Origin of the sequence: Ktedonospora formicarum, from assembly GCF_016587355.1 — a bacterium.
In the GTDB taxonomy this organism is placed as follows: Bacteria; Chloroflexota; Ktedonobacteria; order Ktedonobacterales; family Ktedonobacteraceae; genus Ktedonobacter; species Ktedonobacter formicarum.
In genome coordinates, this window is record NZ_BNJF01000004.1 from 418650 (window position 1) to 443039 (window position 24390).

22 protein-coding genes and 2 pseudogenes are annotated in these 24390 nt (G+C 51.5%); 10 read left to right on the forward strand and 14 right to left on the reverse strand.

Annotated features, from left to right (window positions below):
- Positions 1-13 precede the first annotated feature (13 nt).
- Positions 14-595, reverse strand: a complete 582-nt coding sequence (locus K3T82_RS33505; RefSeq protein WP_268886709.1) for a recombinase family protein — start codon at positions 593-595, stop codon at positions 14-16.
- 578 nt (positions 596-1173) lie between these two features.
- On the opposite strand from K3T82_RS33505, the gene K3T82_RS33510 reads away from it, so the two are divergent.
- Entirely contained in the window at positions 1174-1455 is a 282-nt protein-coding gene (locus K3T82_RS33510) for a hypothetical protein (RefSeq protein WP_220197863.1), read from the forward strand.
- A 431-nt stretch (positions 1456-1886) separates the two neighbouring features.
- Here K3T82_RS33510 and K3T82_RS33515 read toward each other — a convergent pair.
- Positions 1887-2754 (reverse strand): IS5 family transposase gene (locus K3T82_RS33515; RefSeq protein WP_220195679.1). Its coding sequence is split into 2 segments (ribosomal slippage): positions 1887-2351 and positions 2353-2754, totalling 867 coding nucleotides; the frame shifts between segments, so codons are not numbered across the junction.
- Between the two features lie 235 nt (positions 2755-2989).
- Between K3T82_RS33515 and K3T82_RS33520 the strand changes: the two genes are divergently transcribed.
- The 3 genes from K3T82_RS33520 to K3T82_RS33525 all read left to right on the forward strand — a co-directional run bounded on the left by K3T82_RS33520 (position 2990) and on the right by K3T82_RS33525 (position 7115).
- Complete coding sequence (locus K3T82_RS33520) at positions 2990-4330, forward strand: cation:proton antiporter (RefSeq protein ID WP_220197864.1); 1341 nt, start codon at positions 2990-2992, stop codon at positions 4328-4330.
- Between the two features lie 1301 nt (positions 4331-5631).
- The gene (locus tag K3T82_RS49325; RefSeq protein WP_268886713.1) at positions 5632-5763 is read left to right on the forward strand and encodes a hypothetical protein; all 132 of its coding nucleotides are present in this window, start codon (positions 5632-5634) and stop codon (positions 5761-5763) included.
- A complete protein-coding gene (locus tag K3T82_RS33525; protein ID WP_236031785.1) occupies positions 5718-7115 on the forward strand; it encodes a HEAT repeat domain-containing protein in 1398 nt (465 codons plus the stop codon). Before K3T82_RS49325 ends, K3T82_RS33525 begins: the two co-directional genes overlap by 46 nt.
- A gap of 476 nt (positions 7116-7591) precedes the next feature.
- Here K3T82_RS33525 and K3T82_RS33530 read toward each other — a convergent pair whose 3' ends face one another.
- From K3T82_RS33530 to K3T82_RS33550, 5 genes are all read right to left on the reverse strand, one after another.
- Entirely contained in the window at positions 7592-8176 is a 585-nt protein-coding gene (locus K3T82_RS33530; RefSeq protein WP_220197866.1) for a dihydrofolate reductase family protein, read from the reverse strand.
- Between the two features lie 98 nt (positions 8177-8274).
- Positions 8275-9108 carry a helix-turn-helix domain-containing protein gene (locus K3T82_RS33535; RefSeq protein WP_220197867.1) on the reverse strand — a complete coding sequence of 278 codons (834 nt, stop codon included), beginning with the start codon at positions 9106-9108 and terminating at the stop codon, positions 8275-8277.
- A gap of 456 nt (positions 9109-9564) precedes the next feature.
- Positions 9565-9996, reverse strand: a complete 432-nt coding sequence (locus K3T82_RS33540; RefSeq protein ID WP_220197868.1) for a recombinase family protein — start codon at positions 9994-9996, stop codon at positions 9565-9567.
- Positions 9997-10137: 141 nt separating this feature from the next.
- On the reverse strand, positions 10138-10827 hold the full coding sequence (locus K3T82_RS33545) for a response regulator transcription factor (protein WP_220197869.1): 690 nt from the start codon (positions 10825-10827) through the stop codon (positions 10138-10140).
- The gene (locus tag K3T82_RS33550; protein ID WP_220197870.1) at positions 10824-12074 is read right to left on the reverse strand and encodes a sensor histidine kinase; all 1251 of its coding nucleotides are present in this window, start codon (positions 12072-12074) and stop codon (positions 10824-10826) included. Before K3T82_RS33550 ends, K3T82_RS33545 begins: the two co-directional genes overlap by 4 nt.
- A 349-nt stretch (positions 12075-12423) precedes the next feature.
- Between K3T82_RS33550 and K3T82_RS33555 the strand changes: the two genes are divergently transcribed.
- The 6 genes and pseudogenes from K3T82_RS33555 (at position 12424) to K3T82_RS33580 (ending at position 16452) form a co-directional block, all read left to right on the forward strand.
- A complete protein-coding gene (locus tag K3T82_RS33555; protein ID WP_220197871.1) occupies positions 12424-12705 on the forward strand; it encodes a hypothetical protein in 282 nt (93 codons plus the stop codon).
- The gene (locus K3T82_RS33560) at positions 12695-13408 is read left to right on the forward strand and encodes a hypothetical protein (protein ID WP_220197872.1); all 714 of its coding nucleotides are present in this window, start codon (positions 12695-12697) and stop codon (positions 13406-13408) included. Before K3T82_RS33555 ends, K3T82_RS33560 begins: the two co-directional genes overlap by 11 nt.
- A 44-nt stretch (positions 13409-13452) precedes the next feature.
- A complete protein-coding gene (locus K3T82_RS33565; protein ID WP_220197873.1) occupies positions 13453-14226 on the forward strand; it encodes a hypothetical protein in 774 nt (257 codons plus the stop codon).
- A gap of 52 nt (positions 14227-14278) precedes the next feature.
- Positions 14279-15169: an ABC transporter ATP-binding protein gene (locus K3T82_RS33570; RefSeq protein ID WP_220197874.1), complete on the forward strand. Its 891-nt coding sequence runs from the start codon at positions 14279-14281 to the stop codon at positions 15167-15169.
- Positions 15170-15526: 357 nt separating this feature from the next.
- Positions 15527-15730: pseudogene (locus K3T82_RS33575) on the forward strand (IS5/IS1182 family transposase); the annotation flags it as partial.
- A 2-nt stretch (positions 15731-15732) separates the two neighbouring features.
- Entirely contained in the window at positions 15733-16452 is a 720-nt protein-coding gene (locus K3T82_RS33580) for a DUF1361 domain-containing protein (protein ID WP_220197875.1), read from the forward strand.
- Positions 16453-16552: 100 nt separating this feature from the next.
- On the opposite strand, the pseudogene K3T82_RS33585 reads toward K3T82_RS33580, so the two are convergent.
- From K3T82_RS33585 to K3T82_RS33615, 7 genes and pseudogenes are all read right to left on the reverse strand, one after another.
- A pseudogene (locus K3T82_RS33585) lies at positions 16553-17252 on the reverse strand (IS6 family transposase); the annotation flags it as partial.
- A 1034-nt stretch (positions 17253-18286) separates the two neighbouring features.
- Positions 18287-18445: a hypothetical protein gene (locus tag K3T82_RS33590; RefSeq protein ID WP_220197876.1), complete on the reverse strand. Its 159-nt coding sequence runs from the start codon at positions 18443-18445 to the stop codon at positions 18287-18289.
- A gap of 320 nt (positions 18446-18765) precedes the next feature.
- The gene (locus K3T82_RS33595; RefSeq protein WP_220197877.1) at positions 18766-20034 is read right to left on the reverse strand and encodes a hypothetical protein; all 1269 of its coding nucleotides are present in this window, start codon (positions 20032-20034) and stop codon (positions 18766-18768) included.
- Between the two features lie 610 nt (positions 20035-20644).
- The gene (locus K3T82_RS33600) at positions 20645-20986 is read right to left on the reverse strand and encodes a hypothetical protein (protein WP_220197878.1); all 342 of its coding nucleotides are present in this window, start codon (positions 20984-20986) and stop codon (positions 20645-20647) included.
- 396 nt (positions 20987-21382) lie between these two features.
- Complete coding sequence (locus tag K3T82_RS33605; RefSeq protein WP_220197879.1) at positions 21383-22063, reverse strand: hypothetical protein; 681 nt, start codon at positions 22061-22063, stop codon at positions 21383-21385.
- Entirely contained in the window at positions 22050-22943 is an 894-nt protein-coding gene (locus K3T82_RS33610) for a class I SAM-dependent methyltransferase (protein ID WP_220197880.1), read from the reverse strand. The genes K3T82_RS33605 and K3T82_RS33610 overlap by 14 nt, the downstream gene beginning before the upstream one ends.
- On the reverse strand, positions 22927-23931 hold the full coding sequence (locus K3T82_RS33615; RefSeq protein ID WP_220197881.1) for a hypothetical protein: 1005 nt from the start codon (positions 23929-23931) through the stop codon (positions 22927-22929). The genes K3T82_RS33610 and K3T82_RS33615 overlap by 17 nt, the downstream gene beginning before the upstream one ends.
- Positions 23932-24390 lie beyond the last annotated feature (459 nt).

Here is a 24390-nt window from a genome sequence, read left to right on the forward strand (position 1 = left end):
AATTGTGGGCATATTAGAAAGTTTGGCCGCTCTTATGCCTCCCATTACACTTGTAGTAATAAGGGCACGATTTGACATTATAGGCAGACCCACAATAGGTGAGACCGCAAAGACCGCATTTGATCAGGCCTCGAAGCAAATAATTCCGCTTCGCGTTGCGACGACTGAATACTTGATGAGCATGTAACACACGTTGGGCTTGCTCCCAGGTGCTCTCATCAACAAGAGCAGGTACCAATTGAGCAATGACCTCACGGGTCTTCTTTGAACGACGCCCATAGTAATGAATACCTTTATACGTCGTATTCACCAGCATATTACGAATGCGCCCTGGCGTCCAACGACCACTTGTCCGACAGAGACGCTTCCCACGCATAATGGAGCGTTGATCACATGCGTGGGCAGGCGGAATACCTAGCGCGTTCAAATGGGTCGCAATAGCAATACGGGACAAATTCTCATCGACACTCATTCGATAGATCATGCGGATAATGCCTGCTTCGGAATACTCACATTCACCAATGAGCGTATCAGATGGTTGAAGGCGAGCATCTTTGGCTAAGCTGCTCCATAATCGTGTGACTGTCCAGCGCACAGGAGAAGGCTGCGTGGTAGCCTTGTTGGATATCGTGAGCAATGTCTAGTGGTGGCTCGCTCTGGAGATCGTATCCCTATAGCCGGATTGATCGAACATGGAACGGCCTCGGTTACTCGCCAGCCCTACTCACCCGTGAGATGTTCACATTTCGGCAATGCTCTCAAAGAGGTATATATCTTACACAACGACAAAGCATCACCAAGACAATACGCCAGAATAACCTGCACCGCATTCTTCCCATAACGCTATTGCTTTTACAAAAAATAGATAATCATCTCATCCCTGTGGGTCGACCCCAGTTCAAGCACACCATATCTCTTATTTATAGGCACGTCATACACATGTGAAAAGCGCGTATGAGAAGCGGTGCTGAAACGATGCTTTTTGTTGCGGGGCATGAATGGCAATACAGACGTGACCTGTTCGCACAATGAGCACGAGTGAAAACTACTCTTTGCATTGCATAAACGCTTCTAAAGCGGATCAACTCCACAGAAATTGGCAGGGGATCATAGATCAATGATCCAAAACTGTAGCTATACCCCAGGCTGGAGTGGAGTGGGAAGCCAAAGCAGTTGAAAGAGCTCTTATCCACTCGTTTTCCTGATGAATTGCAGACATGGTATCGATCGCCCTCAAAGTTTGTTGAGGAGTTACAGAAGATCACATCTGCGCTCCAGGAAGAAGGAATCACCGTTGGCATTGCTCCTAAAACCGCGCTTGTCACACTGACCACCAAGGGTGAAGAGAGATGGATGTGGTCCCCTAGCAGCTTTCTGTTCTCCCAAGAACTGCTCGGGTTTGCCATCAGAAAAGGCACGACCTCTGGAGGCCATGGTATGGGAAGGGAGGAATAGGTGTAGGCTTCACCACTCTTCCTTCCCATCCATCATACGCTCCTAGATCATGATCCCCAACACCTCCGCCAGGTCGCGCGTTAATCGTTCTAGGTCCCTGGCAACTTCGGGCTGGGTCAGACGACGAAAATCCCAGCACACCATATTTATTCATAGGCACATCATACACATGTGAAAAGCGAGTGTGAGAAGCTGTGCTGACACGATGCTTTTTGTCGTGAGTGTGATACCAAATCCGGTTGGATGATGACAAAAAAACTGGGAGGGACCTTGAAGCCCAACACTCCTCTCAGTATCAGAAGAGGAGGCGCATATTCACAGAATTTGATAGGAGAGATGAACCGTAAAATAGTGATTTATGCTTCTCCAGAACAATGCCATATTTTTATGTATTTTATCATTTATTTCTAATTACTAAGAAAGTGTCTAAACTAGATTGAGAAGGGCCGAAAAGGAGTTAACCGCTTGAGAAAGAGCTGAATGGAAGCGATTTGGATGAATGCCTCACTGCTCTGGGGCAAGCCTTCATAATCGCGAGCCAACCGTCGGAAACGAATGAACCACCCAAAAGTGCGCTCGATCTTCCAGCGATGACGTTGGACCTGAAAGCCGCCTTTTGGCTTGGGCAAACGAACGGGTTCACCATTGATGAGCACCCAGGGATCTTCCTGGTCCGCTTTCGGCACGATTTCGGTTTCCCATCCCAAGGTGGCTTTGATCCAGTCAATGAGCGGGCCAGTGTAGGCACTATCAGCGAAGAGATGACATAGGCGAGGAAATCGATCTGTCAGTTCCTGCAAGAGCAAGGGTGCTCCCAGCCGATCCATCAGGCGAGCTGTATGGACCTTGACTGCTAAAAGAAGCCCCTGGGTATCAACCAGGATGTGCCGTTTGCGTCCGTAGGTTTTTTTTCCCAGCATCAAAGCCACGGTCGATGCCTCGCACAGGGCTGGTTTTGATGGATTGGCTATCAATGATAGCTGCGCTTGGTTCGGGATCACGCCCCATGTGGGTGCGCACATCTCGACGCAAGCTGCTCATCGCCCGCTCCCAGGTGCCATCCAGGCTCCAGCGACGGAAATAATGGTACACCGTCTTCCCATTGGGCAGATCATGGGGCATTTGTCGCCACGAACAGCCGGTTCGCAGGACATAGAGAATGCCATTGATGATCTCTCGACGCTCAACCCGTTCTCGCGGACTCCACTGCGTTTGAGGAGGCAGCAATGGTTCTAAGCGGTCCCACTGCTCATCTGTCAGGTCGGAGGGATAGGCTTTGCGCTTCTGGTGATCGCTCATCTGATCAGTTCCTTTCTTTGGCTCTCGCGGTCTCCTTTCTTTCAGTCTAGCACGACCTTGTTTAGTTCAGACACTTTCTAATAACTATTTTTAAAATCAGGATAAAGAAGTGTTTGAAGATAGCTTGACATATTAATATATAAAATATTATTGTTGCATTATAAGATACAAAGACAGCTATCTGTGGCGTCTGTTTTTTCAGTCGTGCTAGCTCCTCAGGAAAGGATGCAGAACCATGACACTTTCAGTTCTCGCCGCTCTTAGTAATGCAGACCTCACGATGTTTTTTCTGGCTATGAGTTTACTTCTGCTCTTTGCTCATGTCTTTGGATATGTCTTTCAACGGCTGCATATGCCAAAGGTCATTGGGGAGATTGCTGGAGGACTCCTCTTAGGTCCCACACTTTTTGGCTGGCTGTCTCCGCATCTTTCAACAAACATCTTTGCTTCCTTTGCGGCTGAAGACGGAATCTTCTCCAGCATCTACTGGCTTGGCCTGGTTATGCTGATGTTCATTTCTGGCTTTGAGCTACAGAAATCCTTGAACAAGGATGAGGGGAAGCTGGTTGTGGCTCTTCTGCTAGGGGGAACACTTGTGTCGTTCGCTGCCGGGTGGGTCGCACCTGAGTTCTACCCAACCACGGCTCTTATCGGCAGCGCCAGAAATCCTCTCGCCTTAAGGATTATTCTTGGTTGTGCGGTCGCTGTAACCTCTATCCCCGTCATCTCAAAAATATTCCTGGACCTAAATATTGCTCAGACGCGCTTTGCTAAGATCATTATCGCGGTTGCCACCATTGAGGATGTTGTGTTGTGGGTAGCCATTGCATTGGCCACTGCATTGGTGAGCCCTCAACCGTTCTCTCCGCTCGCCATTCCCGTTACGTTGCTCCTCATAGCGGCCTTTTTCCTGCTGGCCTTGCTGCTTCTGCCTCCTCTGCTGCGCATGCTTCAACGTCTTCAGCTTCCTGGCCTGGCGCAGACTTCGTCGGCGGGCTATGCCCTGTTGCTCTGTCTCTCCCTGGCTGCGCTCGCCAACCTGTTGAATATCAACGTCGTCTTTGGGGCTTTGCTGGCGGGTATTGTGCTAGAAATGGTTACCAATGGCAAATTTGAAAAGGTCAAGACCTCCATCAAAGATGTGGCATTAGGCTTCTTCGTGCCGCTCTACTTCGCCCTCGTTGGCTTCAAACTCGATTTAGTGCATCATTTTGATATCGGCTTTTTCCTCTCATTTCTGCTGTTTGCCACGTTCTTCAAAATGCTGGGAACGATCCTGGCAGCGCGGCTCGTCGGCGAAAACTGGCTATCAAGTCTCAATGTAGGGGCAGCGATGAATACGAGAGGAGGCCCAGGTATCGTACTGGCGACGGTCGCGTACGGCCTGGGTATTATCAGCGAAAGCTTTTTCGCGACGCTGGTTATGGTGGCCATCATTACGTCTCTGATGGCTGGCTACTGGTTCAGGTTGGTCTTGAACAAACAATGGGAACTCCTCCCCGCTCTGTCCGAGGCAGACGGCCATGAAGCGATGCCCCCCGAGGCAGGAAAGGGGTTACAGGAGCAAATTGAGTAGTATCCAAGAGGAGAATTTCTTTCAAAAACAAAGGGAGTAATGGCACTGTTACACTATCTCCTTCATCCAAGAACCTCATGCACTTATCACTTGAAGTATGCACAAGAAATTCTGTATCCTTCAATTCAGGTGTGACAGTCCACTAGCTACTCGGAGAACATGGAGCTGGAGAGCCTTTCTCCGATTATGGAATTCGGCTCTTGTACGTTAATGCCTGAAATGATGGGGCCATCGGTAAGGTACTTGCCAAAAGGGAGGTAGTAATGGACGCTTGATAAAGAAAAGAACAGAGGGGTTGATTTTCTCTCAGCCTCCTCTGTATCATGTATTGTGTTTATTTGACAGGCTCCCAACCACTTCACAAAAGGCGCTACCTCTGTGGGCTATGGACAAGGAAGAATGGTCGTAGGCTCGTTCATCTCTCCTTCCCCATCATGCGCTCCTAGATCGTGATCCCCAAGATCTCCGCCAGGTCGTATGTCAGTCTTTCTAGGTCCCTAGCAACTTCGGGTCGCATCAGATGACTAAAATCACAACACGCCATACCCATGTGAAGACGCCATACCTGTGTGAAATGTGAATTTGCAGGCTATCGGGATCTTGCGTACTCTCTCAGCAAACATGTATACTTCATGGAAAGAGCACGCGGCAAGCGGTTCCCTCAACATAACATGACGCATCACGGAGAACTCCCTACCTGCACCTGCATCTCAAGCCTGTGAAAAGCTCGCCAATGTTCGGCTCAAATGCGAAATATATCAGCACATCCTCCTTGTCGAGCTTCTACTTGACGCAAAGGGGTCGCAGATCCGGGCCTCTTCATGTTGCTTCTCTTCCTTGGCTTCCTCATTTACTTGGCTCCCTTATTGTGCTCTTCAGAGTTTGCCATCAGTATCAACTTCGCAGAAGAACCGGCGTCTCTGGAGTCGTGTTCATGTCCCCTGACCATGATCCTGTATGCTTTCCTCTGGCTTCCATAAACTGTTTCTCGGAGAGGAAAACGTCTGTAGAGGCAGTCTACTGAGATGCCTCACAACTACCTATAGTAGAGAAAACTATGAATTTTATTGGTTCCAGGAGGATTTTTCATGGCACACATCCAAGCTCCTCACGTTTCGCCTCAAGCGCTCTCCCCTCTCTCAAGCCATAAAGAATAGAGAAGGCTGATGGATGAGCTGGAGTATGTCAAAACCGTTCGTTTAATGAGAAATCTGATCTTGAATATTGTATTGACGGAGACCACCCCATCTATTTTATAATGACCCCAAAAAAGAGAGATCTTGAGGAGGATTACCTGATGAATGAAGACGACTCCCAAGACTGGAGTGACGAAGATGAAGGCTGGGATGATGAGGATGAAGACGACTCCCAAGATGGGGTTGATGAAATGGCAGTGGTCACGCGTCAAGAACGAACGCCTGTTCCTCTTTTAGCTGAGCTTGCAGTGCATCCCAACTATCGCCTACGGGCTCTCGTTGCCGAAAGCCCTACACTTTCTCCTGAGCTTGCACGCCAATTGCTCTCTGACCCTGATATCTCCGTACGATACTCCGCTGCTACGAATCCCAAAACGCCTATAGAACTTCTCATATCCCTTGCTGATGAGGAGGAAGAACTTCTAAGAAGAGCTGTGGCTTCCCATGCTAATGTGCCAGACGCTCTCTTACGCAAGTTGACCACTGACAATGAGCACACAGTGAGAGGGGCAGTGGCTCGTAATCCCCGAGTGCCAGAGGACATCCTCCTTCAACTTGCCTCTGATTCTTACATATATGGATACGTCAGAGAAGGCGTTGGCGAGAATCCCAGAACGCCCGTCATGATCTTATGCAAGCTTGCCTCTGATTCCGAAACGGGTGTAAGATGCGCTGTCGCAAAGAACGTCCACACTCCAAACACGCTTCTAGAGCAACTGGCCCTTGATGATGAGCCGCGTGTGAGGTGGTCTGTTGCAGAGAATCCCACCGTATCAGAGACCATCTTGAGGCAACTCGCCTCTGATGCTCATTTTACTGTAAGGATAGCTGTGGCCAGGAATCCCAAGGCATCAGCGGTGACTCTGTCACAATTGTTGCACGATTACGATGAGGCAGTACAATGGTGGGTTGCTAGGAATCCAGCCGTCTCAGAAGAGGCGTTGCTCCAGATGCTTTCTGATCTAAAGAAGCCAAGTCTCTCGTCGTATTCCCAAAAGGAACCAGTGCTCAGAAGTATCTGCTGGCACCCTTGTCTCACCCACAAGGTATTGGAAGAACTGAAAGCCAACGCGTATGAGGTAATAGGCCTGATTGCAAAAAAACGACTTGAGCTCGGTCTTGCTGCAGATCGCAATCAGCATCAAGAGGCTGCCGCAGGGGATGGGATGGACCAGCATATAGCGTCTTTGAATGTATATCATATGCTCCTCGCCTGGGAGGAGTTGATAGACCCGGCGACTCACAGCCAGACAGGCCATTTCAAGCACCTCCTCGACAAAGTCTCCAAAAAAGCACCCGCATTCTTAAGTGCGCGCTTCCTTGGAAGATGGATGCAACCCCCATGGCATGAGAGGAACGAGAAAGAACAAAGGGGGAGAGAACTCTTGAGTGCACTCCTTCCATATTGGGAGCTTCTTCCATACTGGCAGAATATCTTAGCGGATTCGTCCTATTGGGAATTACGATATTGGCTTGCCCTCAAACCAGAAACCTCTCTCTCCGTCCTCGCAAAGCTTACACGAGATGGACACCACTTTGTTCAATCTGCCGCACACTACTGGCTTAGGCATCGGGCAGAAGAAGGATGAGAGAAGTTGTTACACAATCGACCGTTTTCTGACACTCATGATTCTGCTTTTCTGGTATGGAGAGAGACCAGAGGCTTGTGGAGAGGAAGAATTCTTGAACAGTCTCAAAAAACGTACCACAATCAAAATGTCATTTTCTGCGAGATGAGATGAGTATGTGACACTCACCGCAGAGGTTCTATGAACATCAGCGCATTGTGCATATCTCATCTCTTGCATCACTCAAAGCTCGCTTATTTTTCTGAAAGCGCTTCGAACATCGCTTGTTTGGTTAGGGTTTGCCTTCAGAAAGGGCACGACCTCTGGAGACCATGGTATAGGAAGGGAGGAATGGGTGTGGGCTTTACCACTCCTCCTTCCCATCATACGCTCCTAGATCGTGATCCCCAAGATCTCCGCTAGGTCGCGTGTTAGTCTTTCTAGGTCCCTGGCAACTTCGGGCTGCATCAGACGACCCCAGTTAAGGAGCGGCTCCTTTAGCGGTTTTCTTCGGCTAACTGGTAGGTTGCGATCACAACGCCTGTGCTCGTCGTCCTGGTGCCGACAAGCTGGAGCGTGGCTGGGACGCCACCTTCTGGGAAAAGGCGGCGTCCCGATCCCAGCACTAGAGGATGAATAAGGAGCACATACGTATCGACGAGGTTCGCCTGCATGAGCGACTGGACCAACTCTCCGCTGCCCATAATCACCAGATCCGTACCTGACTCCTGCTTGAGCCCGGCCACAGTCTCTGCAGCGTCGCCTTTGAGCAGCGTGGAGTTGATCCACGGGAGCGGTTCAGAGAGCGTGGTGGACACGACGTACTTCGGCATGTTGTCGAGCCTTGCCGAGAAAGGGCTGTCCGTTCGCTTAGGCCAGACAGAGTAGAAGTCCTCGTAGGTGCGCCTGCCCAATAGCAGGGCAGAAATAGTGGGCATACTATCCCCTGCCAGAGCCATCGCATTATAGGGCGCTCCCCAACTGCCGTGCTCGAAACCGCCCCGGCAATCTTCATCTGGTCGTCCTGGTGCCTGCATGACCCCATCGAGGGTCAGGTTCGTGAAAACAATCACTTTGCTCATGAACTCTTTCCTCCTTCTGTCGAGAAACCATGATGTTTCTCTCGTTGGCTGGAGTATACCCTTCCTTTCCTTTGACCGCTTGTAAAAAACCGTCATCATCAGGCAAAAGCATAGCCTGCTTGCTCATGATAGAAGTCATCGATCTGTTGAGCAAGGCGTGTAGGAGTCATGCCAGAAAAGGCTTTCATGTCGTGAATCAAATGAGACTGGTCAGTGAAGTTAAGAGCAGCTGCCACATCAATCAGCCGTGCAAAGCGCCTGGTTTTAATGAGGTGGATCGCTGCATTAAAGCGCTTTACCCGAAGATACGCCTGGGGGGTTAGACCCACCGCCTGTGTGAAGCGCCTTTCAAACTGGCGTTCAGAGAGATGGAACGTGTTCAGCAAGTCTTTGACATGCAGCGAACCAATGTGTGCGTGGATCAAACGGAGGCTTTCTTCCACGAGCATATCTCGCGGTTTCTCCTGCTTGAGCAGAACCACCAAGAAACTGGTGAGAAGCGCCATCTGTTCCTGCCCGCTCCGGGCTTCCATCAATTGATTTGCCAAATCGAGAGCCCCGTACTCCTGAGGGCCTATCCATCCGGGAGCAAGATGCGAGGCATTGATTCCAAAGAGGTTTTTGAGGGCGGAAGGCTTGAAAATCACATGCACCGTTATGAAAGCTGTTTTTTTGTATATCATGACGCTGGGCTCGATCACGGGTCCAGAAAGGAAGAGGGGAGGTGGGCAAAAGCTGCGCCCCGAATGGGTGACGATGTGTTCAAGAGCAGCGTGTCCCTTATTGTGATGAAAGACCATTCCTGGCGCACCAGTGGGAGAGACGTTAATGGTCACAGCTTCCTCACCACGATAGTCGGCGATCCTTACGCACTCTACCTCGTTTTTGAGGATGGCTGGAGGTGGGAGAATAGCAAAGTGGATCGAGTGCATACAACACAGTCCTTCGTTTCATGAAATGACGTATTATCCGATGGTTCTTTCTCAATCCTTCTTCTTTTGCTTGCCTGCAAAGCAGGTAACAAGGCACTACTTCTGCAAGCGATGGAAACGAAGGGATGAATGAGCATATTCCCAATCACCCCTTCCCTCATCATACACTCCTAGAGCGTGATTCCTAACAACTCTGCCAGGTCGAGTGTCAGTCTTTCTAGGTCCTGAGCAACTTGGGGCCGCATCAGATGACTAAAATCACAACACACCATACCCATGTGAAGACGCCATACCTGTGTGAAACGCAAATTCGCACATTATCAGGATATTGTCAGAGTTGGTTCAGTTTCAGCAATTACTTATCGCCACATATCCACTTTCGGGGCCATAATATTTTTTCGTACACTTTTCCCCGCTAAGGCTTGAATCTGGAAGAAGAGGAGAGAATCTCTCCCGCTAAGCTTCTTCCTTACTCTTCCTTACATAGCGGTACAAGGTGGAGCGAGAAATCCCAAGTGTCGAGCAGATTTCCGGGATGGAGTGATTGGGGTCAGCAAACAGCCGCCGGACGAGGGCCACTTTGCCATTGGTTGCCAACCTTTTCGGTCTGCCACCAATTCGTCCTCTTGTCCAAGCTGCAGCGAGACCGGCATTGGTGCGCTCACGAATGAGATCACGTTCAAACTCGGCCAACGCTCCCATCAGATGGAAAATGAGCTTGCCACCTGGCGTCGTATCAAGCTTTTCTGTTAAGCTGATAAAGTCCACGTCACGATCTTTGGGCATGTTGGGCGTTTCGATGAGATCGCGGAGACTGCGCCACAGCCGGTCAAGTTTCCAGACAATCACAGTATCACCTGGTCGCGCGAACGAGAGGAGTTCTTCCAACCCCTCGCGTGATGACGCCGCCTAGCGATCTATGAGCTTGATGCCTCTAGAGGACCTATCAAGTAATGAGGACAGGAAAAAACAAGTCAAATAGGACCAAATGGAAGTGTGGTTAAGTAGGAGTTGTTGCAAGAGCGCACCTCACGATCCGCTGTGCGGAGGCAATAGTCCTTTCTCAAGGGCTTTAGCCACGGCTGCCGCACGCGAATCGACCTCCAGTTTGGTGTAAATACCAGACAGGTAGGACTTCACGGTGCGCTCCGCTATGCCGAGATGAGCAGCGACCTCTTTGCTGCGCTCTCCTCGTGCGATCGCTTGCAGCACCTCCTGTTCTCGTTCGGTGAGTGTCATTGAGGTAACGCCTCTCCTGGAAGGCGTGTCAGGGGCTGGCTGAACCTGTGAGGTTTGGGCGAGCAAGCGCGACAAAACCTCTGGTTGCAGGAGCGTTTCTCCACGCACGGCGGTGCGAATCGCATCCAACAGTGTTTCCCGGCTGGTATCCTTAAGTAGATACCCGCACGCACCGGCTTGAAGACCTCGCAGCATCAACGAGCCTTCGTGATAGGTCGTGAGGATCACCAGAGCGATCTGCGGCCATTGGGTGTGGATTTGCTCAATTGCCTGCAACCCATCCAGCCCCGGCATGCGCAGATCCATCAAAACCACGTCTGGCTGGATCTCCCCGGCGAGACGTACCGCTACGGTGCCGTCGGAGGCATCGCCCACCAGTTCGATCTCCGGATCGGTTTCCAGGATGAAGCGCAATCCTTCGCGCACGATCAGGTGATCATCGGCAATGATGACGCGGATGAGCTTCTTCTCCTGGTTCATGCGGGTTTTCCTGGCCTTTCCACCGGAAGAAGGAGACGCAGGGTCGTGCCCTCCCCTAGTGCCGTATGCACCACCAACTGACCTCCAAGCAAACGAGCGCGCTCGCGCAGGCCGAGCAGCCCATAGTGACCGGGCTTCGAAAGGGATTCGGGATCAAAGCCGATCCCATTGTCTCGCACCTCGATGATCAACTTCTGCTCGTGCTCGGTCACCCAGACCCAGACCTGGCTCGCCTGAGCGTGTCGGGCGATGTTCAGCAGTCCTTCGGCAACGCTCCTTCGAATTGACTCCCCCAGTGCCAATGGTATGGAAGAGAAAAGCGCAAACTGTGTGGTACAGAGAATGCCGGTTGCTTCGGTGAAGCGCAGTGTCTCCTCTTCGAGCGCCTGTCGTAGGTCGGTGGAAGGCATGACCTCAGTGCGCAGGTCGTCAATGGCGGAGCGCGCAGTGGCCAGCGTGGTTCGTGCCCGCCCCATCGCCTGGGTCACAACCTCTAGCGCTCGCTCCTCGCGCTTGGCTACCAGATGGGCTTTGACGGCCTCCAGTTGGAGAAGCAGGCCGGCAAGCCCCTGAGCCAGCGTGTCGTGCAATTCGCGGGCCATACGCTGACGTTCCGTCGTCCTGGTGAGCTCTTCGATGCGGGTCGCGTCCTCGGCCAGTTGCCGATGCGCCTGTTCTAGTTCGTGCAGGAGCCTCTGCGTCTGCGCGCGCACGAGCGTCTGCTGGAGAGCATAACCGATTACGAGGATAAAAACAGGCAGGGCGTACGCCAATGCTATAGAGAACGGGACGGAGCGGGACGTAAGGAATGGGACGACTTTTCCTCCAAAAGTCCGATTGAGGTTCATGCTGAAGAGGAGCAAGCAGGCGAACCCTTCTAGCAGGATCATGCGGATCGAGAGAACCTGGCTGGCTATTTCTCCGACCAGGGTGAGATAGAGGAAGAACGTTACCGTGAAATCATGCGCTATGGCACTGATGAGGATGATCAGCAGCGTCTGAATGGCCAGGTAGCACCCGCGCCACCAGACCGAATCAGATGCGCGGGAACTGTTGATCCCATACAGGCTCCAGTGCAGCATCATCAGGAGCGTGAACAGCAAAAACCTACCGGGGACGGTCTGTTCGCTCAAGATTCCCTCCCCAAAGACTCCCCATACATAGATCAGGCTGATCCACAGGAGCAAGAGCCACCGAAAAGGGTGTGTGTTCCGCAGATGGGCATGGAGATGGCGGAGTAATTGCATAGAATACGTTTTGTCTTTCTTCCATAATTGAGCAGTTGAGGTGCTGTCCCTGCTCCGAGAGAGCAAGTCAAACTGCGCTGCCAGTTCCGCCCTGCCAGTATAGCATGTCAGGTGATGGTGCAAAAGCGTCCAAACGGACCGTGTACGAACGTACGAGGGAAAACGCCCCGAATGGACGAAGACGGTTCCCCTGCCTATCCTCTACAATGGAACGGAGCTCAGTTACCTGAACAACCGTAGCAGGCACACTGCCAGAGACGCGGAACTGCCTGGAGATTGATCCTTTGCTCGTGGGCATCGGCATCATTTTGATACGGCGATCACCAAGCCGTGGAGACTGGCAAAAAAGATGGAGCGGTTCCACTGTGGCATGTCGCGCTTTGTTGGCTCAACCTTTGTTCTGCGCGGTAGTGAGCGAAGTCTTCCCGGCTGTCCCTGCCAGACGCTCGCTCCTGGTCAGCGTGCCGTTGCCTCAACTGGATCTGGTTCGACCAGTCCTGCGCTTTTCATGGGAATGATCTTGCTGAGCGGTTTCTCTCTGGTCTTTTGGGTCGAGACAGCCCAGACCTGGCTCGTTCGCAAGCTGTGTTGTCTCACTCTCACATCTCTACGGAGGTCGTATGATGTTTGATCGTTTGCGCTATGAACTGCGCTTGCTCGGCAAGCCAGTTTTTCTCACCCCTCTTTTGGTGGTGATTGGCTTTGCTCTGTTTCTGACGCTGGTCAATCGCAATGTGGACAAGGTGGCCCAGTCGATGGGCGCCAGCCTGGAGGTGTTGCTGCCAATGGCTGCTGGCGTGGTGGTAGCAACCATCGCAACGTATGACCGGGCGCTTGAATTGCACTTGACGATGCCACGCCCCTACCACCGCACCGCGACGATGCGTTTTCTCTTCATCGTCCTCTGGAGCGCCCTGGTCTCGCTGCTGACCAGTTATCTGCTCTACGTTTTCAACTTCTGGCGTCTGCCCACACAGATCGCCCAGTGGAGCCAGCCCTGGCAATTTCTCACCTGGCAGATGACCTGGCTCTCTTCAACGTTCTGGCTGGTCTCTCTCGGTCTGGTACTCTCGCTGCTGCTCCGCAGCCGCTCGGCTAGCGGGATACTGATCTGCGTTGTCTCCGTCGCCGAACTGCTCTTCCACCAGGCAATAGATCAGGACCCCTTGTATCATCCGGTCTATCTGTTTCCATTGACGTACTCACCTGATGCCAGCTACTGGCTCACGAATCGCCTGGAACTGCTTGGCACGGCAGCGGCCCTGCTCATGCTCGCCTGGTTCCTTTTGCGTCTACCAGAACGATTGCTCTCGCACGCTCCGGGCGAGGAATAAGTGGAGAAGAGATAAAGAGGGAAATGAAAGGAATGTATATATCTATGAACCTATTCAAAATCATGTGGGGAGCACTGCGTTATGAGTTTCTGATGCAGATCCGACGTCCCACGCTCTGGTTGGTATTTCTTGGCTTTGCGCTTTTCTTCACCAACCAATCGACCCTGAGGGATCTCACCGCTGAGTCTCTGCCACCGCTGCAACTGGCAGCACTCCTGGCGCTACTGACCAACTGGCTGGCCCCGCTGGGCGTTGGCATCTTTCTGTCCGACCGCCTGTCACGCGACCAGCGAACCAAGGTTGATGAGCTCTTGAATACGCTGCCCAGCACGTTACATCTGCGCGTGCTCAGCAAATACCTGGGAGCCACACTGGCAACGCTGACCCCAGCTTTCCTGCTGTACTTGCTGATCCTGGGCTTGGCGGTCTGGCAGACCGGCAACTTCCTGCTGATACCCCTGGGCTTGTTCTGTTATGTGGTGATTGTCCTGCCTGGTATGTTCTGTGTTGCAGCCTTCTCGATCGCCTGTCCCGCGGTGATCTGGGTTCCGCTCTACCAGTTCTTTTTCTTTGGCTACTGGTATTGGGGCAATTTGTTGAGCCCATCCTTCGGCCTGCCCACGCTCAACGGGACGGTCCTGACTCCCATCGGCAGCATGATCGGCATGAGCTTCTTTGGCATCCCATCCTATCGTGGAGTTGTTGGACCGTACCCTGCCATAAACGGTGTGGTCAGTATCCTGGCGCTGCTCGGCCTCGCTGTTCTGGTTCTCGTGGCGCTTTCCCAATTTCTCAGATGGAGACAGGCCCTGATGTAAGACAAACTTCTTATCAAGGTTCTTGATCCGTTTTCAAAAGGAGTGAAAAGCGATGCAAATCACGATCAGTCATCTCAATAAAGTCTATCGTGGCGATATTCAGGCCCTGACCGATGTGAATCTGGTGTTCCACAATGGGATGTTTGGCCTGTTGGGGCCCAACGGTGCAGGCAAAACGACCTTAATGCGCATTCTGGCTGGTATCCTGCGCCCGACGAGCGGCACCATCCAGGTGGGAGAGCACAATGCGGAGTCCGAACGCGGGCGCCCGGCGATCAAGCGTCTTCTGGGCTATCTGCCCCAGGACCTGGGTGTCTACCCGGATCTGAGTGCACGCGAATTTCTCGATTATGTCGGCATCCTCAAGGGCCTCGATGAGCGCAAGACGCGAAAGCATCGCATCGATGAAGTCCTGGAACTCGTCTCGCTTTCCACCGTCGCTAATCGCAAGCTCAAGACCTTTTCCGGTGGCATGAAGCGTCGCGTGGGCATCGCCCAGGCCCTGCTCAATGATCCCAAACTGCTGATCGTCGATGAGCCGACGGTGGGCCTTGATCCAGAAGAGCGTATTCGCTTCCGCAATCTGCTCTCGGACCTGGGAGGAGATCGCATCGTGCTGCTCTCTACGCACATCGTTGAAGATATTGCCCAGACCTGCCGCTCACTGGCGATTATGAACAAAGGTCACATCACCTTCCAGGGGAGCACCATCGAGCTGGCCAACGCAGCGCGTCGCAGGGTTTGGATGGTTACGACTAGCGGCCCCAAGCCAGAGGGAGACATCACGGTGGTTTCCACCATGAATATGGGTGCGACTGTGCAGTATCGCGTGGTTGGTGAACTGACCAATCCGGGGGCGATCCCCGTCGAGCCGAGCCTAGAAGATAGTTACGTTTGGCTCATGCGCGAGAAACGTACACCAGCGCTGTCGGGATCGCGATGAGGGAAGCCCCGTCTCCTGGGCTTTCTTCTCTCTTAAATCCCACCTGATCTGCTTGCTTGTGAAGAGGAAAGAACGGTCCAGGCAAACAGATCGCTCCACGCATCATCGAGCAAGAAAAAAACGGCCTCCTGGACAGTGAGAGGGCATTCCAGGAGGTGAGATGGGAGAAAACAAATGCAGCCATCGTATTGGCGGCCGCCAGTGGAACTTTCCGTACAGGAAGAACAGATTGTAGCACGGATCCGACGTACGAAATTGTTTGTGCTGAAAGAGCAAGGTGTGCAGATCGATGAACATGGGCAAGCACATCTCATCAAAGGGGTTGCCATAGATCGGCGCATTAGCATCGAAGAGGCATTATTCATCGAATTGCGAGAGCGTCAACAAACCTTGCAGGGACGAAACGATCTGCGTGAACGGGTCGCGGTGGAACATAGTCTGGTCCATGTTGGTCGATGGCAGGGACGACGTGCGCGGTATCGAGGCATCTACAAGAATCTGTTTGATCTGCGCCGCTGCGCCGTTGTCCACAACTTGCATGTTCTGGTGGAAGGGAGATGAATGTGGATCAGTCAAAGCCAGTAGAGGATACAACCTGGTGGTTTTTTTTCAGCATGGTTTTCTTTCTGCTTGCTGTCTGCTTTTTGCTTTGGGGGAGTTGGGCAAAGCCTCCATGGATGAGCATCAGCGTTGCAAATGGTGACGTCGCACTGCTCTCTGCCGGATTTACGTACCTTTTTTTATGTTTTCTTCGTATCAAGTCAAGAGTCGCAAAATGCATATTTGGCTTCTTATGGTTGCTCTTTTTACCAAATGTCGCGTATTTGTTCACCGATCTGGGACATCTTCCTGCTCAATGGAATCAGACGGCGACTGCTTCTGGACGCATGTTGCTCCTGGTGCAGTATCTTCTGCTGGAATGGTTCGCAATCATCATGTTCCTGTATACATTGCTCCCATTTGAGAAAATGATCGATCAGCTATCCGCTTTCAAAAAGCGAAAAGTTCTTTGGTTGATCCTTAGTAATTTCTTTGTTGCTTATGGCACAGTCCTGGGGAGATTTGAACACATCAATTCCTGGATACTCTTTATCAATCCGCTCACCGTGCTGCGATCAGCGATGCATATGTTCGTGTCTTTTGATCTCCTGGGACTGACCATTTTCTTTGGTCTCCTCTTCAACTGCATCTCTTTCCTTTGGAGAACGATGAAACACAGGACACGGGAAACGAAGCTGTCACCAGGAGCAATGGAAGCCCATCAAGAGACGACTGGAGGGTAGTGTCAGAACTGAGAGCACAGAAACTCATAAGGAGTCCTGAGAATCTATTACTTGTGCGTTTCTCGCTATTAGGAGAGCGGGAACAGAAATAGTTCCGTCATTCATCAAAGGCAGAACAGAAACGGGCTGCTGATTCGAAGCTTCCGAAGCCACGCATGGGATCATAGCGTGGCTTGATTCCTCGATGGTCTTGCTCCAACCGATTATTCAAATACTTGTTTGTTCGATGCTGGACCTTGCTGCTCATCGTCTCACGTATGGCCCGCGGATAGGACATACGGCCGTCCGTCGTCACTTGATCAGGAACATGGCCAACGACAGCAACAGCCTGATGGAAAAACTGCTGAGCCGCCTCCACGTTCCTCTTCTCGCTCAGCCGAGAATCAACCAGATGGCCATCAGCATCGATGGCCCGATACAAGTAGCACCACTTTCCATGCACTTTAAGGTATGTTTCGTCGACATACCAGGACGTTCCCGCCTGCCCACGTCGCCGGGTTCGTAACTGCTCTGCGATCAGTGGAGCAAACCGTGTTTCCCAATCTCAGATGGCTTCATGCGTAAAGACAAAGCTGCGTTCGAGGAACATTTCGGCGACATCACGTAGGCTCAGTTTGTAGCGCAGCCGCCACAAGACCGCGAGGAGGACGATGTCCGTGGGGAATTCAAGGTAGTGAAAGGGCGTACCAGTTCGTTTCATTGAAAATATGTCGGCAGTGTGGGCAGAAGAACATTGCATAGCCAAGCTTCGTTTTCTTTGCTCGTTCTCTGGTGCTCGTTGCTGCGCAATAGGGGCAGTTTCATTCGTCAATGTTCCTCGCTCCGTCAGAATGCTGAGATCAGCATACCAGACATACGGCCCCTATGCCAAGATGGTATCTGAGTTCTGACAAAACCCATCCACAGGGGAAACCACAACCCTCATCTCGTTCATACAATTCTTCGTGCCCTCCACCTAGAGGATAACGCCGGATTTTGGTGTAGCACTTTCACTGAATAGGAGTTTTGACGAAGCCCTATGATTGATTTGACAATTGCTTGATGAATCAATGCCAGACGCTTCTTCTGCATGTTCTAGGAAAGTGGGCATAAGTTTATACCCACCTTCCCAACGTTCTTTCCTAGATCGTGATCCCTAACAGCTCTGCCAAGTCTTTTGTCAGCCTTTCTAGATCTCTAGCAACTTCGGGTCGCATCAGATGACTAAAATTACAACACACCATACCCATGTGAAGACGCCGTACCTGTGTGAAACGCAAATTCGTACATTATCAGGGTATTGTCAGAATTGGTTCAGCTTCAGCCATCACTTGTCGCTCCATATCTAGCTCACAATAGAGGCACGACCAGCGATCACAGCGTGCATGCCTCACCTCGCCCGTTTCCCGATGGAGAAACCGATGGCGTAGCGCCTAGGCATCAGGACACACATAGAGCGTATCGGTTCCATCCTCTAGATGCCACTCCACCCGTTCCTCAACGGTTGGGGTAGACACATGGTCCAATCGCTTCATCGTTTCCTACTCCTTTCACAACCACACATGCCTCAAAAAAGCATTGTATTCTTGTGTTTATCAAACCCACGGGATACTTGGTATTCAGTCCATGAATTTTTCATACTCAATAGACTATACGTAAGTGGGAGATAGCCTTTTTGTAGTACTTAGAGTGGAGTGATACATAAGCGTATAAATTTGCAACAGAAAGGTAACAATAGGATGCTTATACGGATCATTAGGATGAGAACTTGTCTAGTTGCAGTAAGTTTCGCTGTTTCGTTGGTGCTATTAGCTGGTAGAACTACCCCAGAAGCGGCATCAATTACAAGCAAAGCTCAAACACAGGTAATGCAGTACACTCCCAACACTCCCAACATTCCTAGTGGATACTCTCCTAACACTCCCAACACTCCCAACACTCCCAACACTTCTAGTGGATACTCTCCCAGCACTCCCAACACTCCCAACACTTCTAGTGGATACTCTCCCAGCACTCCTAACACTCCCAACCGTTGGTATAATCTCTACACTTGGCACACTCACCACATTCGGCACTACACTCCTTTCTATCGATAGATCAAGTCTACGAAGCCCTTTAAGTGTGTGAATTATCCTTATGAGGGTCAAGTGAAGGCCCTAGTGCGCGGGCTGTCGGCGTACGCGTCTTCGCCACAACGCACCGCACGCTCTCACTGCATCACTCACAGCCCCCTCTCTTCCCTTTTGGTCAGGTTACAGTCTATCGGATGTGACCAGCCCCACCACCCCTCTTGTTTGTCAAGGCACCTCAATGGGACCCACCTTGACAAACACATCACATCCTGGGAGACTCTTTTGTACCCAAAAAGGTGCGGCAGGTTATATTACCCATTGCATCGTAGCTTGCATACTGATTGGGAAACGCGGAGAGTGTTATGACAGCATGCGGATGGATGCTGTCATAGGTCATGGTACCCGATGGACCACTCGTCAGACGATCCAAATCATCATAGCCATACTGCTGTTGATAGCTGTCTGTTGTCGAACCAGTTGGCGTATTACCACAATGATCGCCACCTGCTGGTGTCCCACTGTTTCCTGCCCAGACAAGTCGATTCAGCGCATCATAACAGAAAGACTGGGTATCAGTATCGGTACTGCCATCCGTCTTGGGAATTATGGTATTGACCTGCAGCACATTGCCTACATTATCATAGGTACGTGTCTGGTTCCAGAAGGTGGTTCCACCACGCGTGGCTGTGCTGGATGATGGACGTTGAATCCCATCATAGCCAAAGGCGAGCGAGAAGACCGGACTCGGGGTTGTCGTTTTAGTTGCACTTCCTCCCAGATCCAGGCCAGCCAGTAGACCTGCATTGGTATAGATGGTCTTACCCACCAGGAAGGTAACTGGGTCGAGACTATTAACATCACCAAAATAGGCTGACTGGAAGTATCCATCGGTGTTATAGGTGCTTGAAACCTTCTCCCCATCGGGATAGGTTAAGGTGGTCACCTGATCCAGGTTATTGTAGGCCAGGTACACATTCTGCGTTGTCGTCTGACTCTCTGCAGTGACCGACAGCGCACTCATGTTCTTACGTCCGCGCTCATCATAGCTGTAACAGCGCCATCCACTGCCAACGCTATTTTTGAATGTTTCGGCGGTAAGCATTTCCATCGGGTACGATGAACTGCCATTCGTTGGCGCGGCACACCCTGTAGGGAAAGTGACGCCCCAATTGCTTCCATTGTTATAGCCATCGTAGAAGTAGGTCTCACTTGCATCACTGCTACATGGATTGACCGATGCTGAGGTGGTTCCTTTACAGAGCGGGCGATTGAGACCATCATAGCTCATGTAGATATTTTGCCCTCTCGGGTCGCTCTGAGTGAGGAGATTGCCATTGTCATCATACGTCAATTTCCAGGCGGTATCGCTGGAGCTACTACATCCCGCAGGCAGCGGTGTCGCACTACACGAGCCAGAATCTGAATCGTTATAGCCAACCTTGCGTTTCAATGCATCATAGGTGGCACTGAAGGTCGCCTTGAGCGTCCCACTGCTATCAAAGGTCTGTGTTGAGAGCAGATCATCCAGCAAGGGGTGCACCACAGTTTTTTGCGTCGAGTTCATCCGAGCAACAGAGAGGTAGTAAGAGGGTTAAAACAAGTTTTTTGAAGAGGAGACAAATATTTCTTTCCGTTGACATCTGTTGCTCTTGCGTTCGTCCCTCATTTCTGTTCTAATTATCCCTCGTACGGTGAGTGACACCGGAATTCACGCCTGTGGAGATCCCTGTAAGACCTGGTCTCTCCAGGCACGTTGTTCGTTGAAGCAGGAACTGAACGCGAGATATGGCTTGTCCATCTTTGGGTCAGTTTCGGATAACGGAACTGAGTATTCACCATATGAAAAAACAGCGGGAAAAATATGTTTGACCCAAGGAAGGATGCCATGAGCAATGGCGAAAAAGCCATTACTCTCCAGCTTCCCCTCACTGCACTTGAGGATTGCCTTCTCTGGGTGTGTTTACGATCCTAGAAAAATAATGTCAAGATCCCCACGTGACCCTGGACATACAATGTGAAGAGAACTTAAACGGTACGAACAGGGAAGGCCGCCTCTTCAGTAAGGTGCCTTCCCTGTTCGTTCATTGCATCAGAGTGCTAATCCCCCTGCACCACAAGGTGATGGTTGGGCGACGTCAGCCCTACTGGATCACGATCACGGTGAGCCGGACCCGCTGCCAACCCTTTGCACCCTGCTTGACCGCCAGGACGCGTAGGGCTTCAGCCTGCATCATGATTCGGGTCCTGATCTCATCCCGCGCAACTACAAAGTTGCTCATCGGCACCTGCTGGAACCTGGCAACCTTGGGCTCCAGAAGGTCACCATCGACTTCGAGCAGGACCTGCAGGCCAAGGTCCTGGCTGCCCCCGTACAGACGCAGTTTGAAGACGACCTCCGTGAGGATCGGGTCAAAAAACGCGTTGAGCGCGTCTTTCTTGGACAGGTCGACCGTCAGGGTGTGGTCACCCTCCGCCTTGGACATAGTAGGTGTTTCCTCTCACGAGAGATGGATCTTGCGGGAATAGGAAAACCTGGAAGATGATGCATATCCGGTCTCCTGAAGAATACTCACACCGCGAGTATCGATCAGCAGATCGGGCCATGCGTGATGATCACAAAGACGCTCTGTGCGTTCATGCATGCCATCTCATCTCCAGGAGCCCTACCGGTGCAGCGGGGACACGCACTCAGCTAGGTCTACAAACACCAGGGATGATGCAGATACATGCCATTTGGAAAACTAGTAATAAATATAAACAAAGAAGTGCACAAATTAGCTATGCAACCGTATGCAAAAAAGTGTGTCGCACCCATGGGCAAACGTCATCTTTGGCCTTGCCCATCCTTCGTCCACGTCTGATCAGACCATGAGATAGCCTCACGCTCCGTCTTCAGCCATGCCTGATCTTCTCATGCACTCTGATGCTTCCGCCGGAAAGATGATGGTTGGCGTTCTCCAGTGGAGCAGATTACAGCAGAGCCAGTCAATCCCATTCCATAATGGATGGGTAGGCTGCCTCTGGAGAAGGCGCAAGGAAATGGGGGCAACGAGAGGAAGCACAAGAAACGGGGTATCCTTCCTCTCCAGGGAAGTTGCATCGATGCCTTGCTCGGGGGCTCGTTGCCACCCTATGACTTCCTCAATCCCATGATGAAAGATTCCACCTAGCCCGACAGCAACGCATGGTTCAATGGAGAGTGGTTCCGAGTCCTGGCTCGGTAGGCGTGGGGCGACAGAAGTGAGGGTTAGCATGCAGGCACTGACCCTCGCACCTTGCATGCGTACACTTGTAGTCAAACGCCAAAGAGACGCCCCTTTTTGTAGCTCTTTGGATGCAGAATGCGTGTGGTGCGTCTCAGTTACCTGCACCATCTCCCCTGCATACTGTCTGATGATTCGGCTCACCTGGAGGGGTGAAACCAGGCCCTGTTTCCCCTGCAAGAGGATCTGTCGAAGATTCTCTCCCAAGGTATGCTGTGCCGCTTGAGTGGCTGCCTTTCCCTCGCAGGAAGAAAAGTCATGGAGCATACAACGCTCTTCTTCCTTAGATTGCTTCATGCGTGGTCTTCCGTCCTGTCACACGTGTAAAGAGCCAGTAGGCATTATAATCGGGCTGTTCCATATCCTCGCACATCTGCTCATAGAGCAAGTCAAGCTGACGCGGCGTCGCCACCTCCTGCCGGAGATAAAAAGGGCGCAAATCTCGATAGAGTGACTTGTGATCTTTGATCCCAAGACGGTAGCCCTCACTATTCGCTCCGATATCAATGCGATAGGATTGCATGGAGTGGAGTTGGAAACCATTTGCCTGCATCAAACGGGGCAACCTGACCACAATCCCCACGTGCTCCTGCTCCCAACTATTCTGATTTTTGTAGAGCGCTTGATGCCCCAGACGATAGAGATTTGCCAATGCCGTACTGGTGGTCCAACACTGCGCATCATTCTCAATCACAATCAGGACGCCTCCTGGTCGGAGGATACGGGACACATCCTCCATGAGTTGAGACCATAAGGTTGGGGTCATAAAGGCAAAGATCAGCCGAATATGGACCAGAGAAAATGAGGCATCAGCAAAGGGCAATGGCAGCGTCCGTACATCAATGCTGGCGAACTGACAGGTCTGGGCAAGATGATTGGCATAGGCTCGTGCTCGTGCGGCACGAATCATGTTGTCGCTAATATCAATGCCGGTAATCTGAAGATGAGGATAGGTTGCCGCTAGATCACAGGCCCAACCACCTGATGAACAGCCAATGTCGAGCACCGCTCCTTCTGGTCCAATCACCGAATAGGGGAGATCCACTGGCAATAAGCCCATATGTCGATCTAAATACCGTCCCTGGATACGTAGGCGTTCTGCTTCCTCTGCGGTTTCGGGATCAACAAAATAACCTGTTTTCTTCAGGGCATCATAGGAGTCATGAGATGAAGCCATCAGGTCGAGTTCCTTTCTCTGGCTGAGCGACCGCATCCAGGCGGCAGCTCATGTGTGGAATCTGGGTCATCCATCCAGGGACCCGCTCAAGAAACAGTCGTTCTAAAACAAGCGATGCGAGAGTTTCCACTTGCCGATCATGGTGCCCAGGAAACGACTGATACCAGGAGGCAATGGCAGGTTCCCAGGTGGTCAGCGTCGGCCAATTGACGGCCCACCAGCGCTCTCCTCGAATCATTTTTGTCCCCGCAAAGCGGATCGCGCCCAAGGAGGCTTCATTCTCGCCCATAAGGTGCCAGCGCTCTTGCTCTCCCCAACAGGCCCCTGCCCAGGGGGTCCAGATCACGGCAGAAGGGGGTAAGAGATGGACGTGCGAGATGGGAAGCACATCAAGAGAACTGGTGGGATATTCCTTGACATAGCACCAATAATCAGGCTCCGAAGCAGCGAGCGTAAAGGGAAAGATGTGTTCTTTTTGTCGGTCGAGCATCCGAATCATCAGGACAGCGGCAGCGTTGGAGGGTTGCGGCTTTCCCCAGGCTTCCATGCGGATCAGTCCCCGCTTCTGCCAGTTTTTGAAGGTCGAGTCGGGCATCGTCCGTTGAGGATCATAGGCTGCCAGTTCTTTGAGCAACCATTCTGTACTCAAGCGAAGCTCAGGCGCAATAGGTTCATGACGATTGCGGACAAAATCATCCAGGACCTCAAATGCTGTTTCGCGTGCTTCCCGTAAGGCCGTGAGAAAGCGCATTTGCAGCTGGGTATCAGAGGCATGGGGTAGCTGCTTCTGTAAGCGGGTGAGAGCATAATGCGCGAATGGGACAGGTAAGGGGGCAATCTCTGCATAGAGCGCGGGCGGCAAGAGAGGGTCAGCAAGCAGAATGTGTTCTGTTACATCACCCTGTGCCTCCCTATGATACAGGGAAGAAATAGGGTGTTGACGTGGACGCCCTCGTTTTCGCGTCACCTGTGAAGAATTCTCAACCATCAAGTCCCTCCTTCTCGCACGCTCCCCTCCCTTCAACGGAAAGGTAAAGTATCGTTTGCTTTCTCTCTAGGTATCTAGCATGCGCCATCTTCCAGCTTTGGCGAAGCACATCAGACATGGGTCAAGGCATTACGTTTTATGAACAATAAATAACAGCGATTTGCAGAATCGCAAGAAAGGTTGAACATATGAAATGAGATGCCATTATATCCTTTTCTTCTGAGAGTTAATGAGAAAAGCGTTATTGAAAATACTACGGCATACCTGCATAAAAATTGTGTGAAAATCCTTTCGTTATGAACGGAATAAGCGCTTTACTCTTGTATTTTATTATCCTTTATGATACAAGATAGTTAACATATTTTCAAGTTTATTTACTTAATACATGCAAAGATGACGAAAGAGATGTTTTCACACTCCTGCGTCAGCTCTCTTCAAAGGTGGGAAACACAAAAGACG